The sequence below is a fragment of the Cellvibrio mixtus subsp. mixtus J3-8 genome, assembly GCF_000766945.1.
In the GTDB taxonomy this organism is placed as follows: Bacteria; Pseudomonadota; Gammaproteobacteria; order Pseudomonadales; family Cellvibrionaceae; genus Cellvibrio; species Cellvibrio mixtus_A.
This window is the reverse complement of the sequence record NZ_KN266207.1, coordinates 1,098,657-1,113,044: the sequence shown is the minus strand read 5'-3', so window position 1 is coordinate 1,113,044 and position 14,388 is coordinate 1,098,657. Positions and strand designations below refer to the sequence as shown.

At 44.7% G+C, this 14,388-nt stretch carries 16 protein-coding genes; 10 read left to right on the top strand and 6 right to left on the bottom strand.

Going from position 1 to position 14,388, the window contains the following annotated elements:
- Positions 1–4: 4 nt before the first annotated feature.
- From fadB to A596_RS09720, 4 genes are all read left to right on the top strand, one after another.
- Positions 5–2,155 (top strand): fatty acid oxidation complex subunit alpha FadB, encoded by a 2,151-nt coding sequence (gene fadB, locus A596_RS09735; protein WP_039914594.1) that lies wholly within the window; start codon positions 5–7, stop codon positions 2,153–2,155.
- 12 nt (positions 2,156–2,167) lie between these two features.
- Positions 2,168–3,346 carry an acetyl-CoA C-acyltransferase FadA gene (fadA, locus tag A596_RS09730; RefSeq protein ID WP_039914017.1) on the top strand — a complete coding sequence of 393 codons (1,179 nt, stop codon included), beginning with the start codon at positions 2,168–2,170 and terminating at the stop codon, positions 3,344–3,346.
- A gap of 156 nt (positions 3,347–3,502) precedes the next feature.
- A complete protein-coding gene (locus A596_RS09725) occupies positions 3,503–4,921 on the top strand; it encodes a cupin domain-containing protein (RefSeq protein WP_152600135.1) in 1,419 nt (472 codons plus the stop codon).
- Positions 4,922–4,982: 61 nt separating this feature from the next.
- Positions 4,983–5,249 carry a hypothetical protein gene (locus tag A596_RS09720; protein WP_039914014.1) on the top strand — a complete coding sequence of 89 codons (267 nt, stop codon included), beginning with the start codon at positions 4,983–4,985 and terminating at the stop codon, positions 5,247–5,249.
- A gap of 28 nt (positions 5,250–5,277) precedes the next feature.
- On the opposite strand, the gene A596_RS09715 is transcribed toward A596_RS09720, so the two are convergent.
- From A596_RS09715 to A596_RS09700, 4 genes are all read right to left on the bottom strand, one after another.
- Positions 5,278–5,685, bottom strand: a complete 408-nt coding sequence (locus A596_RS09715; RefSeq protein WP_039914012.1) for a cell division inhibitor SulA — start codon at positions 5,683–5,685, stop codon at positions 5,278–5,280.
- Entirely contained in the window at positions 5,678–6,280 is a 603-nt protein-coding gene (gene lexA / locus A596_RS09710; RefSeq protein ID WP_039914011.1) for a transcriptional repressor LexA, read from the bottom strand. Before lexA ends, A596_RS09715 begins: the two co-directional genes overlap by 8 nt.
- Before the next feature lie 85 nt (positions 6,281–6,365).
- Positions 6,366–6,728 carry a DUF2845 domain-containing protein gene (locus A596_RS09705; protein ID WP_039914010.1) on the bottom strand — a complete coding sequence of 121 codons (363 nt, stop codon included), beginning with the start codon at positions 6,726–6,728 and terminating at the stop codon, positions 6,366–6,368.
- A 59-nt stretch (positions 6,729–6,787) separates the two neighbouring features.
- Positions 6,788–7,618, bottom strand: a complete 831-nt coding sequence (locus A596_RS09700; RefSeq protein WP_039914007.1) for an SDR family oxidoreductase — start codon at positions 7,616–7,618, stop codon at positions 6,788–6,790.
- A 117-nt stretch (positions 7,619–7,735) separates the two neighbouring features.
- Here A596_RS09700 and fliS (A596_RS09695) point away from each other — a divergent pair, with 117 nt between their 5' ends.
- From fliS (A596_RS09695) to A596_RS09675, 5 genes are all read left to right on the top strand, one after another.
- Positions 7,736–8,122, top strand: a complete 387-nt coding sequence (gene fliS, locus A596_RS09695) for a flagellar export chaperone FliS (protein ID WP_039914006.1) — start codon at positions 7,736–7,738, stop codon at positions 8,120–8,122.
- Between the two features lie 11 nt (positions 8,123–8,133).
- Positions 8,134–8,412, top strand: coding sequence for a hypothetical protein (locus tag A596_RS09690; protein ID WP_052417369.1), 279 nt, complete (start codon positions 8,134–8,136; stop codon positions 8,410–8,412).
- A 124-nt stretch (positions 8,413–8,536) separates the two neighbouring features.
- A complete protein-coding gene (gene fliS, locus A596_RS09685; RefSeq protein WP_084128182.1) occupies positions 8,537–8,944 on the top strand; it encodes a flagellar export chaperone FliS in 408 nt (135 codons plus the stop codon).
- A 270-nt stretch (positions 8,945–9,214) separates the two neighbouring features.
- Positions 9,215–10,675, top strand: a complete 1,461-nt coding sequence (locus A596_RS09680) for a sigma-54-dependent transcriptional regulator (protein ID WP_039914005.1) — start codon at positions 9,215–9,217, stop codon at positions 10,673–10,675.
- A gap of 32 nt (positions 10,676–10,707) precedes the next feature.
- Entirely contained in the window at positions 10,708–11,103 is a 396-nt protein-coding gene (locus tag A596_RS09675) for an OsmC family protein (RefSeq protein ID WP_039914004.1), read from the top strand.
- Positions 11,104–11,156: 53 nt separating this feature from the next.
- Here the strand turns inward: A596_RS09675 and A596_RS09670 are convergent, their stop codons facing one another.
- Both A596_RS09670 and A596_RS09665 read right to left on the bottom strand, forming a co-directional pair.
- Positions 11,157–12,275, bottom strand: a complete 1,119-nt coding sequence (locus tag A596_RS09670) for an alkene reductase (protein ID WP_052417368.1) — start codon at positions 12,273–12,275, stop codon at positions 11,157–11,159.
- 27 nt (positions 12,276–12,302) lie between these two features.
- Positions 12,303–13,322, bottom strand: a complete 1,020-nt coding sequence (locus A596_RS09665) for a zinc-binding alcohol dehydrogenase family protein (protein ID WP_039914002.1) — start codon at positions 13,320–13,322, stop codon at positions 12,303–12,305.
- Between the two features lie 112 nt (positions 13,323–13,434).
- On the opposite strand from A596_RS09665, the gene A596_RS09660 reads away from it, so the two are divergent.
- Complete coding sequence (locus A596_RS09660) at positions 13,435–14,343, top strand: LysR family transcriptional regulator (protein ID WP_039914001.1); 909 nt, start codon at positions 13,435–13,437, stop codon at positions 14,341–14,343.
- The last annotated feature ends 45 nt before the right edge of the window (positions 14,344–14,388 follow it).

Here is a 14,388-nt window from a genome sequence, read left to right as displayed (position 1 = left end):
TTTGATTATGTTCCAAGGAAAAGCCCTTAAGGTTTCGCTGCTGCCTGAAGGTATTGCAGAGTTGACCTTTGACCTGCAAGGCGAGTCAGTGAATAAATTTAATTTGCTTGCTGTGTCTGAACTTCAGCAGGTACTTGATTTGCTGGAGAGCACTAAAGATATTAAAGGTTTACTGGTGACGAGCGCCAAGGATGTGTTTATTGTCGGGGCGGATATTATGGAATTTGGCGCTGTTTTTGCGTCAGGTCCGGAAAATATTACCAGTCATCTTGCAACTAATAACCGTAATTTTTGCCGTCTTGAAGATCTCCCATTCCCAACGGTGGTAGCGATAAATGGTTTTGCTCTTGGCGGCGGTTTGGAGTTTTGTCTTTCTTGCGATTACCGTATTGCAAGCACTGCAGCGAAAGTAGGTTTACCGGAAACCAAGCTTGGAATAATTCCAGGTTGGGGTGGTACTGTGCGCTTGCCTCGTGTTGCAGGGTTAGATACAGCAGTCGAATGGATTGCTGCTGGCAAAGAAAATGATGCTGATGCTGCACTGACGGCCAGGGTTGTAGATGCGGTGGTAGAGCCTGGAAAACTCAGGGATGCAGCATTGAATTGCCTGGCGCAATGCATCGCTGGCAAGTTCGATTATCTGGCGCGTCGCACCCAGAAAAAAGGTCCACTTAAGTTGAATTTTATTGAATCAATGATGGCCTTCGAAACCTCCAAAGCATTTGTTGGTGCGCAAGCTGGTCGTAATTACCCTGCTCCCGTCAGTGCGATCAAAGCAATGCAAAAAGCGGCAGATAAAGGTCGTGACGAAGCGTTGCAAGCTGAAGCAGAAAACTTTGCCAAAATGGCGCAAACCCCTGTTGCTCAATCGTTGGTCGGTATTTTTATCAATGAACAAATGCTCAGCAAAAAAGCAAAAGGCTGGGAGAAAAAAGCGGACAAAAAAATCGAGCGCGCTGCAGTTCTTGGTGCAGGCATCATGGGTGGTGGCATCGCATACCAATCAGCACTTAAAGGTGTGCCAATCAAGATGAAAGATATTGCCCAAAAAGGGATAGATTTGGGTTTGTCTGAGGCTAATAAACTCATTAGCAAGCGTGTAGAGCGCAAAAAGCTCTCACCGGCAGAAATGGGTAATGTGTTAAACAGGATTGAGCCTGCATTAAGTTATGATGGCTTTGATCAGGTAGATATTGTGGTTGAAGCTGTTGTTGAAAATCCAAAAGTAAAAAAAGCAGTATTGGCTGAAGTCGAAGCAAAAGTGAATGCGAATACTGTTATTGCATCAAATACATCCACGATTTCCATTTCCTTTTTGGCAGAAGCATTGGCAAGGCCAGAAAATTTCTGTGGTATGCACTTTTTTAACCCGGTGCATATGATGCCGTTAGTAGAGGTTATTCGCGGTGTGAAAACCTCCGATAACGCTGTTGCCCGTACAGTCGCTTATGCCAATGCCATGGGTAAAAAACCTATCGTTGTCAAAGATTGCCCCGGCTTTTTGGTTAACCGTGTGTTATTTCCGTATCTTGCCGGGTTTGCCATGTTAGTGCGCGATGGTGTGGATTTTCATCGCATTGATAAGCTGATGGAAACCTGGGGTTGGCCAATGGGGCCTGCTTATTTACTTGATGTTGTAGGAATTGATACTGCTGTGCATGCAGAAAAAGTAATGGCGGATGGTTTTCCTGATCGTATGAAACGCGACTTCACATCTTGCACTGATGCGCTTTTTGCCGCGGGTCGCCTTGGGCAGAAAAATGAAAAAGGATTTTACAATTACGAGCTGGATAAAAAAGGCAAGCCTGCCAAAGTGGTTGCGCCTGAAGTGGTAGAAATTCTCAAGCCAACTATGACCGGTGTAGTGGAGTTGAGCGATGAAGATATTGTTGCGCGTATGATGATCCCAATGGCCACTGAATTAACGCGTTGCCTGGATGAAGGCATAGTAGAAACAGCAGCGGAAGCCGATATGGCTTTGGTTTATGGTACCGGCTTTCCACCGTTCAGGGGTGGTGTATTCCGTTGGATTGACTCCATTGGTGCCCAGGCATTTTGTGATTTGGCGAATAAATTCAGTGATCTTGGTGCGTTGTATTCTGCGCCAGATAGTTTGAAAACCAAAGCAGCTAATAATCAGAAATTTTACGGTTAAGGAGTCAAAATAATGAGCTTACAACCACGCGACGTTGTTATTGTCGATTACGCTCGTAGCGCTATGGGGCGCTCTAAAAATGGCTGCTTCCGTCATGTGCGTGCGGACGATATTTCCGCTGCAATTATCAAGGGATTATTAGCGCGCAATCCACAATTGGATCCGAATACGATTGACGATTTGCTGTGGGGTTGCGTAATGCAGCGCGAAGAGCAGGCATTTAACATTGCCCGGAATATTTTGTTGCTTGCCGGTCTGCCGCACACAATTCCTGCGCAAACCATTAATCGCCTTTGTGGTTCATCTATGTCGGCCTTGCATACGGCTACCGTCAATATTCGTGCAGGGCAGGGGGATGTTTATTTGATTGGTGGTGTAGAGCACATGGGGCATTTGCCTATGTATGAGTCTGTTAGCATTAACCCATTATTGGGGCTCTCAGTTGCGAAAGCGGCGGGCAATATGGGAATGACAGCAGAATATCTTGCGCTCCTGCACGGAATTAACCGCCAGCAAATGGATGAATTTGGAGCGCGTTCTCATCAATTGGCAGCCAAGGCGCGTGAAACAGGAAAATTTAAACGCGAAATTATTCCGGTTGATGGGCACAATACTGAAGGTTTTTTAATTTCAGTAGATCAGGACGAAACAATCCGCCCTGAAACAACAGTGGAAGCATTATCAAAACTCCCTCCCGTATTTGATCCAAAAAATGGTCAGGTCACTGCAGGTACTTCGTCGCAGTTGAGTGATGGTGCTTCTGTCATGCTAGTAATGTCGGCGGAACGTGCCAAATCGCTTGGATTGAAACCGATTGCCAAGGTTGTGTCTCTGGGGCTTGCGGGTGTAGATCCATCCATTATGGGTTACGGTCCCGTACCTTCAACGGAAAAAGCATTGAAAGCGGCCAATTTAACTATCGATGATATAGATGTTGTGGAGCTTAACGAAGCATTCGCAGCACAGGCCTTGCCTGTACTTAAAGATCTGAAATTGCTGGACGTGATGAATGATAAAGTGAACTTGCATGGTGGTGCGATTGCACTGGGCCATCCGTTTGGCTGTTCTGGAACTCGTATCACTGGTTCCTTATTGACAGTGATGCAGGATCGCGATTTGAATCTCGGTGTCTCCACAATGTGTATTGGTTTGGGGCAGGGCATTACCACTGTTTTGGAGCGACTAAATTAACCGGTGATTTGTGGTTTTAATATTAAACAGCTGCGATAGCTACATAAAAACAGCCAATCGAAAGATTGGCTGTTTTATTTTGAGGTTACAATTTGACGCAGTTGGATTGGCGGGATTTTTGGTAATCCTCTGGTAAACTCTGCCATTATCTTTTTAGTGAGATTTGCCTTGAAGTGTTTTAGCCTCGATGAAAATGTACGGCCAGATGCCTGGGTCGCGGAGCAACTATCTAAAACCCGGGAGGTATCCGAAGTAATTGATGATCAGGCGTTTGCACTTCATTTCAAATACATCCAAACTTATTTGCCCGGTCAACCGACCATTGAATTAATTGCATTAATCCATACTGGCGAATCAGGCTGCTCGTTTATCCATCTTAGTGTTTTTCCATTCTCGGCAGAACTTGTGCCTGTTATCCAATCGTTGCTGCCAGACCTGGAGTCAATAAGGCAATTTACTGCAAAAAATCATTTTTCAATTTTTAATGTTTCTGCTCCATGGGTATTGGATCCTGTCTATATCCCCAAACCCTGGGGGCAAGAAATATGGTTCACAGGTATCGAGATACGTGGGCAAGCTGCAGTGCGAGGGGAGAATGGTAATTTGCCTTTACCCTGGGTCCTATCTTTATTTCCACAGGCAAATCAAAAGCCGTTGATTTTATTGAAAGTATTGGATCCATTACCTGACGATGTTTATGGTGACCTCTATTTTGAGTTACATGAAGAAAAACAAGAAGTGTATGTTGTTACCCATGTAAATGAACAAGCCTGGCCTGACGGTAAAGGTGTAATACAGTTAGGCTTTGCACCGAAAAAAAGGGACGAATATGAGAGTGCGGAGGAGTTTAAAAAAGCTTATCTCAATGCGGTCAGGGCATATGAACAGGTACGGCGCGTTTTAGATGGAAAATTGGACGAGTTGTGTCGATTAAATAATTTTAATCCTGATGCCCCAATCCCGGTGGAGCAATTAAAAAATTGGATTAAAGAGTTATCACAATCCATTGAAAATAAAGAATTAATCAAGGAAGAGAAACGCTTAAAAGCGCTAATGAATAGTTTTGTAAATCATTTGCCGTTAACGGTGGGCGATACATTGGCTATTCCGACACTTGTTCCCCATGCCCTCCAGCACGGTGTCAGGGTGGTTGAATTTCAAACCCCGGTTTACGAGAGAAAGATTCTGAGCTTTGCACAAAAGGTGTTAACCCAAAACCATTGGGATACCGAAAGTGCTCTATCTATTGTGAATATTGATTGCCTCCAAATACCTTTACCCGAAATTCTAGTTAGCAATGAGCAGGTCAAAGTAGAAAAAATTGTCTGTTTTGATGATTTCTTCGTGCATAGAATTAACATTAATTCAGGCTCTTATCAGCCTGATTTATCTGGCTATTCATTAGTTATGTCAATCGCAGGCGAATTAAGCCTCATGTGGGATGCTCACCATCAGGTGGTTTCTGCAGGTGAAGTGGTACTATTGCCGGGGGCATTAGCGAATTATTGCCGGTTTGTTGCGGAGGGTTCTTGTTTGTTTCTGCATGCATCACCCAGGATTGCTGATACTTTATGAAGCAATAGGTTTTGAATGGTTGCAATGCTAGAATGCGCGCCCGGTTTATGCAGAGGTTTGTATGTCATCGTTTTATGAAATTATTGAGCTTATCAATGGTGATGTGGCTTTAGCCCGAGCTGACGATGAGGGCAATGAACCTTTGGTAACTATTCGTTTCTCTCAGGAATCGCTGGCGTTTCTTGGCGAGGATAAATTCAATGTTGCTAAAGCAATGATTGAGGCTGGTATGGAAGCTGCGGGTGATATTGCGGATCAACAGGCGGAGTCCATGCTTGATGATCTCGCAGATGAGCTGAGCAATACTGAAAAATTGATGCTGCACTAACTCCTTTTCTGTAGCAATTTGCTTCCTGCTAGCGAACCCGCAATAACAAACCCTGGCATTTTCCTTTCATTGCCGCAGTTTCAAGTTGATTCAACTCTTTATCAGTTAATTTTCCCGGGCTGGAAATTACTGTATTGCTGTTCCCTGCTGCTAATGCTTCCCATGTAACCCACAATAAACTTAGTTGATCGTGGCAATGAATTACACGGATATAACGTGTATTTACTCCGTAGGACTCTAACAATTCACGACTAATATTGTGTGGTGCTATCCAGGTTATCCAACGATCCTGAGAGCTATTGCTAAGATAGGCGATCATGGGCATAAGCAATGCTAATTGTTCAGGGGTATCGCTAGTCAATACCAGCTCAGTTACTCCACCCAGTGGTTGTTGATGACCTGTATTGCTTGATTTGATGCGGGCAAGATTAGTCACGGCGAATTACTCCTACACTTAAACCCTCGATACTAAATTCCTGATCGCGCATATCCACATGGATAACATCAAAATCAGGGTTTTCGGGCCACAGTTCGACTTGCGGTTTACTACCCGTACGCTTAAAGCGTTTTACCGTAACCTCTTCACCTATTCTTGCTACAACGATTTGGCCATTATGGGCCTGGTCTGTTCGATGCACTGCTAATAAATCACCATCCATTATTCCAACATCCTTCATGCTCATACCATGTACACGTAACAAATAATCAGCACTGGGGGAAAAGAAGTTGAAGGGAATGTTGCAATAATCCTCAATGTGTTCCTGGGCAAGGATAGGGCTGCCAGCTGCTACACGACCAACAATGGGAATTCCATTATGGGTTTCGGGGAGCCGTATGCCGCGTGATGCACCCGGTATGATTTCAATGGCGCCTTTGCGAGCCAGGGCTTTGATGTGTTCTTCAGCAGCATTGGCAGACTTGAAGCCCAGAATGCGGGCAATTTCCGCGCGCGTAGGAGGATAACCCGTTTCCTCGGCATATTTACGGATAAGGTTTAATACTTCTTCCTGGCGCGGTGTTAAGTCTGACATGATGCACTCCTGAATCTGTTTATTTATACAGTTATTGTGATTATATACAGTAATTCAGTTTGCGCAATAGTTTTTCAATCTGCTGTTATTTCACTCTATCGCCATAGCGTATGACTTGTAATTGGCCATTGCTGAAGTAGAGATTGGTTATGAATTTTCCGCTACCGGGTTTATAGGTCCATATGTCTACATTCTCGCAGGTGCTAATTGCGATATTATTTTGGATATTATTATTTCCATTCTGCGTTCCCTGAATCTGGTTGGCGGCGACCAAGGGCGCACAATAAGCATCAGTCATTATTGGTTCACCGCACTTTTCAATGATTTCTGCTTTGGTATCACCGATCTGTGCAAGTTTGCTGCCGCAACGCAATGAGCCGGCGCTAACGACATTGGGTAAGAGCACAATCAATACAATACTCATAAATAAAGATAAGCGCGTTTTCATACTTATATCCTTCGGTTGTTTCCTATAACTCTAAGCGCAAATACTGAATCGGGAATGAACTATCCCCCTAGTTTTTGCAGAAGCTTATCCAATAAGAAAACAGGCAGGATGCGTTTCATAAATCCCACCAGATAAGTGGGTACAGTTACATAATAGCGGGCCTGCGGTTGCTTGCTTTCGAGGGCGTGAATTACGCGTTTGTAAACAGCATCGGGACCTAAGGTGAAAGGTGTCGTACTGGTTTCTTTGCTTAATCTATTGATGGCAATTTGATAGGTTTGTTTGTGCCTGCTGTTATCAATGTGGATATTCTTTTGCAATGCGGTGAGCGCATTTTTGCGAAACTCGCTGAATATAGGGCCGGGTTCAATCAAGCTCACGTAAACGCCGGTATCTTTAAGTTCCAGCCGCAAGGTATCACTGAGCCCTTCAATTGCATATTTGCTGGCATTGTACGCGCCGCGCAGGGGCATTGCTGCGATACCTAATACTGAAGAGTTTTGGATAATCCTGCCGGTACCTTCTTTGAGCATAACCGGCAATACCAGGTTGGTGAGTTCGCTCCAACCAAACACATTGGTTTCAAATTGTGCGCGTAATGTTTCGCGTGATAAATCCTCCACCGCACCTGGCTGGCCGTAAGCCCCATTATTAAATAGCGCGTATAACTTGCCACCGGTTATATCCATGGCCTTGATAAATCCAGTTTGGATTGATACGGAATCATTAAGATCAATAAGCACAGCGTCTAGTCCCTCAGTTTGCAGTCTTGTTACATCCTCTTGCTTACGGCAAGACGCAATAACCTGGTAGCCGGCTTTCTTTAGTTCGTGGGCAACAAAATAACCTATACCGGTAGATGCCCCGGTAATAAGGACGGATTTACGCATTTTGATCAGATTCCGGTTAAAGGTTTTGGAAATTATGCCGCTAGCTTTAAGGTCCAGTGATTATTCATTCTGCGCTGGCAATAGCAATGCAAAAATTCGAACATTCAATGGTGATTTATGAATTCCTATTCCGCCGTCCAAAATTATGCCAGCGTTAAAGTGCATTCTGGTGTTGAATCTGCCTCGCCACACCGTTTAATCCAAATGTTATTTGAAGGCGCCCTTGAGCGTATCGCCCAGGCAAAAGGGGCGATGGTACAAAATCAATATGCTCGCAAAGGGGAAATGATTGGCAAGGCAGTTGCCATAGTCGGTGGGTTGCAAGGTAGCTTGAATGATAAAGAGGGCGGTAAGCTTGCCGAGAATCTCGACAATCTTTACGACTATGTTATCCGCCGCCTTACCCAGGCTAACTACGAAAATAATCCCGAATACCTGGATGAATGTGGCCGGTTGCTTGGCGAAATAAAATCCGCTTGGGATGCGATCTCTAATCAGGTGTAATGAGGTAAACCATGAGTATTCAATTAGTGCCCGCACCAAAATATCAGGGGGACGTCGGCATAAATGCTATGCGCGGCCTGCAACAAGCATTAACTAAAGCCTTGCAGGCTGAGGATTGGGAAAGGGTTCGTCACCTGGATCGCATTTGCGTGCTGTTGATTGATCGTGTGATCTCAGCCAATCGCGATGATAAAACAACATTGGTACGCGCATTAAGTGAACTCAAAGGTGTCTATGCCGGTTTAATTGCCCAATGTCAACGTGAAGTAATACTTCTGCAAGCAACCTGATTTGCGGAAGTGTTAATTAAGGTTATTAATTCGGTTTTTAAAAGCTCGTTTTTATAGCAAAACTCGCAAAAGTTGAGCGGCCCTGCTAGCCTTAATGGACATAACTGCTAGCAGGGGTCATTCCGTGTCCAATTACAATCCGCAAGAAGCACTGAAACAATATCGCCGCTTGGGTATTGAATCAGAAGTCAGTAATGCCTCTCCCCATCGCCTGATCCAATTGTTATTTGAAGGTGCGCTAAGTCGCTTGGCAATTGCCCAGGCAGCGATCGAGCGCGGCGATCTGGCTGCGAAAGGTGAATTGATCGGTAAGGCAATCAGTATTGTGGGTGGATTGCGTGCGTCGCTGGACATGAGTGCCGGTGAAATTTCAGAGCGCCTTGATCAGTTGTACGAATATGTCAACTTTAAACTGCTTGAAGCCTCGTCACAAAATGATGTGGAAAAAATCAATGAAGTGATTCAGCTACTCAAAACTGTGAAGTCCGGTTGGGATGAAATCGCGCCACAAGCAACGAGTGGTTCTTCGTAAAAGAAGTTCGTCATAAAAATAACGTGGATAATTTCCAATCAATTATCAATGTGAATAAAAATTTTATATGCACGCAATAAAAGGCATATTTTTGGCGAATATTTGCTCGTGTTGTTTTAGAAATGTTAAAACGCCAAAAACTTTTCGTCATAAATTTGACTAGAATCCCAGCCTCGTCTATTACTTACTCCGATAAGTCATCTCGCCGCCCTGATCGTTATTGTTAGCGATTAATCAGTGGTCTGGCATGAAATGAAAAGGTCTTGGGGTATGTGGCGCAACAACAAAGTTCTCGTTATTGACGATAATCCGTCACGTCGGCACGATCTAAAAATCCTCCTGGATTTTCTCAGTGAAACAACTCTTGTCACTACCAGTGATGGCTGGAAAACTGCTATTGCAGAAGAAAACGGTGGTGAAGATTATGTAGCCATTTTTATTGGCGACCATCGCGATAGCAATCAATCCCTGGCGCAACTGTTAAAAGAAATTCGTTCCTGGAATGACGAATTGGCAGTCGTTTTGGTGGGTGATGAAAATCAATATGTCGCCGATAGCCTGGAAGACATTCATCGCTTTATGGTGATTGCTACCATGTCTGTACCACCCACTTACAATAAATTGGTGGATACATTACATCGTGCCCAGTTGTATCGTGAGGCCCAATCAAACAGCAAGCGCCAGCCCCAGCGTCGACCGGTCCATTTATTTCGCAGCCTTGTTGGTACGAGCCGTGAAATCCAGAATGTACGTGAGATGATGGCGCAGGTGGCTGACAAAGATGTTTCTGTTTTAATTACTGGTGAGTCCGGTACGGGAAAAGAAGTTGTTGCGCGTAACCTGCATTACAACTCTCCACGCCGTGACAAACCTTTTGTACCCGTTAATTGCGGCGCAATTCCCGCAGAGCTTTTGGAAAGTGAATTATTTGGCCACGAAAAGGGAGCATTTACCGGAGCGATAAATAGCCGTGCCGGGCGCTTTGAAATGGCGGAAGGCGGCACTTTATTCCTGGACGAAATCGGCGATATGCCATTGAACATGCAAGTCAAGATTTTGCGTGTGTTGCAAGAGCGTTGTTTCGAACGTGTTGGCAGTAATAAAACCCAGCCCGTCGATGTACGTATCATTGCTGCAACGCATCGCAACCTCGAACAAATGATTGACGGTAATACATTTCGCGAAGATTTATTTTATCGCCTGAACGTATTTCCTATTGAGCTGCCTTCATTAAAAGAGCGTTCTGAAGATATTCCATTGCTTATCAATGAGTTGGTATCGCGTATGGAAAGTGAACAGCGCGGTTCAATTCGTTTCAATTCTGCAGCAATTATGTCACTGTGCCAGCACGAATGGAGCGGTAATGTGCGTGAACTGGCGAACCTCGTTGAGCGTATGGCGATAATGCATCCGTTTGGTGTTATTGGGGTGCAGGATTTGCCTGGTAAATATCGTCATGTGGATGTTACCGATGAAGACTTTGTTCATGCGTCTGCAAAAACCAATGGTTCTGCTGCAGGGGCAAGTGCAAGTTATGTCAGTATGAATGACACACCTTTATTGCCAGAACAGGGGATCGATTTACGTGAATACATTACCAACCTTGAAATGAGTTTAATCCAGCAGGCATTAAACGATTGCGGTGGTGTTGTTGCACGTGCGGCTGATAGACTCTGTGTGCGTCGTACTACATTGGTTGAAAAAATGCGCAAGTACGATATGCAACGATAATCCCTCTTGAATTTGGAACGGCGGCACGTTTAATGATCCAGTTAGAAAAAACGAGCGATGGCATTTATCGCCAGCGCATACAAATCGATGGCCACGAAATATTTGCCGATGTGAAAGCGGGTGTGGGTGGCGAAGATACCGCACCAGATCCTCATGGTTTGCTGGATTCTTCACTGGCGGCTTGTACTGCAATCACTTTAACCATGTTTGCAAAACGTCGCGGCATACCAGTTGAATCAATCAATATTGATATAGAGCGTGATGATTCAAAAGAAAAGGCAGGTGAATATAATTTGGCGATGAACATCGAATTTGTTGGAAACTTGACGGAAGAGCAACGACAACAGCTAGCCGGGATTGTCGAGAAATGCCCGATTCATAAATTGTTGTCTCATGGAACATTCAATATCACCACAACAATTTCATAGTGCAATAAAAATTTTTAAAAAGGGGCCTGATGTAAATCAGGCCCCTTTTATTTTCAGGCAGTTTCCTTTTCGCTTTCCCGGTAAACAGGATAATCGGTATAACCTATGTGGTTTCCACCAAACAATGCGCCGGGATTTAACTCCGCTAATGGCCAGCTATTGGCAAGGCGCAACGGTAAATCCGGGTTGGAAATAAACGCTCTGCCAAAACCGACCATATCGGCGTAGCCCTGGTCCAAAATCGTTTCAGCGCGTGCCTTGGTGTACTTTCCAGTCACTATGATTCTCCCGGAAAAGTTTCCGCGTAATTCCTGGCGAAATTCTTCGTTGATTTGCGGCGCATCATCCCAATCGGCTTCAGCGAGATGAATGTACGCCAGATTTTTTTGTTGGATAAATTGGGCAGCTTTCTGAATCGTATCCAGAATTTCCGGGCAGTTCATTCCGCGTGCGGTAATGAATGGAGCCAACCGAATGCCTACACGCGACTCACCAATTTCATCAACAATTGCATTTACCACTTCTTTTAAAAAGCGCAAACGATTTTCTTGTGAACCGCCATATTCATCAGTGCGCTGGTTGGATGTAGTGCGAAGGAATTGATCGATCAAATAGCCATTAGCACCATGGATTTCCACTCCATCAAAACCGGCTGCAATGGCGTTTGCGGCGGCGTTTCTATAATCCTCAATAATTTGCTGGATTTCTTCACGAGTCAGTGCTCGTGGCGTTGGGCAATCCAGTTTTTCGCCACTTTGTGTACTTTCGTTATACACCCACACCTGGCCCTGGAACGGAACAGCTGATGGAGCGACGGGCAGTTCACCATTATGAAAAATGGGATGTGACATGCGGCCCACATGCCAAAGCTGTACAAATATTTTCCCGCCTTGTGCATGCACTGCCGAGGTCACTTTTTTCCAGCCGCTTACTTGTTCGGTAGAATGAATTCCCGGTGTGAATGAATAGCCTTGGCCTTGTTGGGAAATTTGTGTGGCTTCCGTAATAATTAATCCGGCGCCTGCGCGCTGTGAATAATAGGTTGCCATTAAATCGGTAGGAATATTTCCCGGTTGTGCCGAACGGCAACGGGTAAGGGGCGGCATAAGCACACGATTGTTGAGGTGCAGATCACCCAGTGTTAACGGTGAAAATAATTTTGAGTGACTCATCATTTTTCTCCTGGGTACTGCGTTGATTTAGGCCCAATTTTCCAGAACTATTTTGCCGATAGTCTTTCCTGTTTCAATTTTTTCGTGTGCTTTACGCAAGTTGGCAGCATTGATAGGTGTGAATACTTCGGTAACTGTGGTGGTTAATTTTCCTGCATCGATTAATTCGGCCACACGATTTAATAGCTTGTGTTGCTCAATGATATCGTCAGTGGTGAACAATGAACGAGTGAACATTAACTCCCAGCTAAAACTGACGGATTTATTTTTCAGTAAATTCAAATCCACTGCGCCACTTAATTCTACGATTGAACAAATATGGCCTTGGGGTTTAATTGCATCGGCAATGGATGCCCAATGCTGGTCGGTGTTGTTCAAACAAAAAATATAATCGACACCATTGATGCCATGGGCTTTTAGTTGATCAGTAAATGATTTGCTGTGATCGATCACAAGATCTGCACCGAGAGATTTACACCATTCGACTGATTCAGGACGCGACGCGGTGGCAATAATTTTTACGTTGGTCAATGTCTTTGCAAGCTGGATTGCAATTGAGCCTACGCCACCGGCACCGCCGATAATTAATAACGTTTTGGCTGTGGCATTTTTATTTTGCGGAATGCGCAACCGATCAAATAATCCTTCCCATGCAGTAATGGCAGTGAGTGGTATAGCGGCTGCTTGGGCATTGCTGAGGCTTTTAGGTTTATGTCCCACAATACGCTCATCCACTAATTGGAATTCACTGTTGCTACCTGCGCGTGAAATATCACCGGCGTAATAAACCTGATCACCGGTTTTAAATAAAGTAACATCTGAACCTGTTGCAACTACACGCCCAACGGCATCCCACCCTAATACCCGATAATTTTCCTCTACCTTGTCTTTAGGTTTGCGAACTTTAGTATCCACCGGATTTACCGATATGGCGTCTATAGCAATCAATAAATCGTGCCCGGTTGGTGTTGGTTTATCCAGGCTGACATCGAGTAGAGATTCCGGATTGGAAATGGGCAAATAGGCTTTCAGGGCAACGGCTTTCATAATAACTCCTTGGGTTAATGGCGAATGAGGGCAGTCTAGGGGCTAGATGTTTTTTTGATAATCGCTATATTGCTTAAATGACTATCAACTATTTTTTGATAATTGGTGCGCTGTGACCAAATCTTACTCCTTGCAAGACCTTGAGCTGTTTTTGCGTGTTGCCGAAAGCGGCAACATGAGTGAGGTCGCACGACAATTGAACGTTACCAACGCTGCTGTTTCGGCGGCGATCAAACGTTTAGAGCTGGCATTGGATGTGAACTTGCTGGAGCGTACCACACGCAGTTTGCATTTGAGTGCAGCAGGGCAGAGTTTGATTCCCTATTTACAACAGGCGCTGGGCGCATTGGAAGATGCAGAGTCGGAGTTGCGCAATTTACAGACGGCGGTTGCCGGTGAAATCAGTATCGGGTTGCCTTCGGACCTCGGGCGGCATTTACTGCTGGGTGTCCTCGATGATTTCCAGCAGCAATATCCACGCATTATTTTGCGCCTGGATTTTTCTGATTTTATGCAGGACTTGTATCGCGATAATCTGGATCTGGTGATTCGTTATGGTGAGTTAAGTGATTCATCGCTGGTTGCGCGCAAACTGTGTGATAACCAGCGAATATTGGCTGCGTCACCAGGTTATGTCGCGCGTATGCCGGCATTAGATTCCCTGGAGGATTTGGAGCATCACAATTGCCTGTATTTTTATCGCAATGATCGTCCTTACAACCACTGGATTTTTTATCGTGACAACAAGCTTGTTGAAATTCACATTAATGGTAATCGCCATACTAACGATGGTGATGTTGTGCGGCGCTGGGGGTTGGCTGGCCATGGCATTATCTACAAATCAGCATTGGACCTAACCGAAGAACTTGCACAGGGCCGGCTGATGAAATTGTTGGATGGAAAATACCAGGGGCAATCTACACCGATTTATGCGGTCTACAAACAACGGAAATATCAGCCCTATCGTTTAACCGCGTTACTCAATCATTTAGAGAATCGATTTAAAGACCAATCGATTTAAAGACCAATTGATTTTTAAGTACACATTAGCTTTTTCAAAACGGGA

Bases quoted from the DNA above. Each gene is read 5' to 3' on its own strand.
- fadA (WP_039914017.1), top strand. From the start codon at position 2,168: ATGAGCTTACAACCACGCGACGTTGTTATTGTCGATTACGCTCGTAGC.
- fliS (WP_039914006.1), top strand. From the start codon at position 7,736: ATGAATTCCTATTCCGCCGTCCAAAATTATGCCAGCGTTAAAGTGCAT.
- A596_RS09700 (WP_039914007.1), bottom strand. From the start codon at position 7,618: ATGCGTAAATCCGTCCTTATTACCGGGGCATCTACCGGTATAGGTTAT.
- lexA (WP_039914011.1), bottom strand. From the start codon at position 6,280: ATGTCAGACTTAACACCGCGCCAGGAAGAAGTATTAAACCTTATCCGT.
- A596_RS09680 (WP_039914005.1), top strand. From the start codon at position 9,215: ATGTGGCGCAACAACAAAGTTCTCGTTATTGACGATAATCCGTCACGT.
- A596_RS09690 (WP_052417369.1), top strand. From the start codon at position 8,134: ATGAGTATTCAATTAGTGCCCGCACCAAAATATCAGGGGGACGTCGGC.
- A596_RS09670 (WP_052417368.1), bottom strand. From the start codon at position 12,275: ATGAGTCACTCAAAATTATTTTCACCGTTAACACTGGGTGATCTGCAC.
- A596_RS09720 (WP_039914014.1), top strand. From the start codon at position 4,983: ATGTCATCGTTTTATGAAATTATTGAGCTTATCAATGGTGATGTGGCT.
- A596_RS09675 (WP_039914004.1), top strand. From the start codon at position 10,708: ATGATCCAGTTAGAAAAAACGAGCGATGGCATTTATCGCCAGCGCATA.
- A596_RS09705 (WP_039914010.1), bottom strand. From the start codon at position 6,728: ATGAAAACGCGCTTATCTTTATTTATGAGTATTGTATTGATTGTGCTC.
- A596_RS09665 (WP_039914002.1), bottom strand. From the start codon at position 13,322: ATGAAAGCCGTTGCCCTGAAAGCCTATTTGCCCATTTCCAATCCGGAA.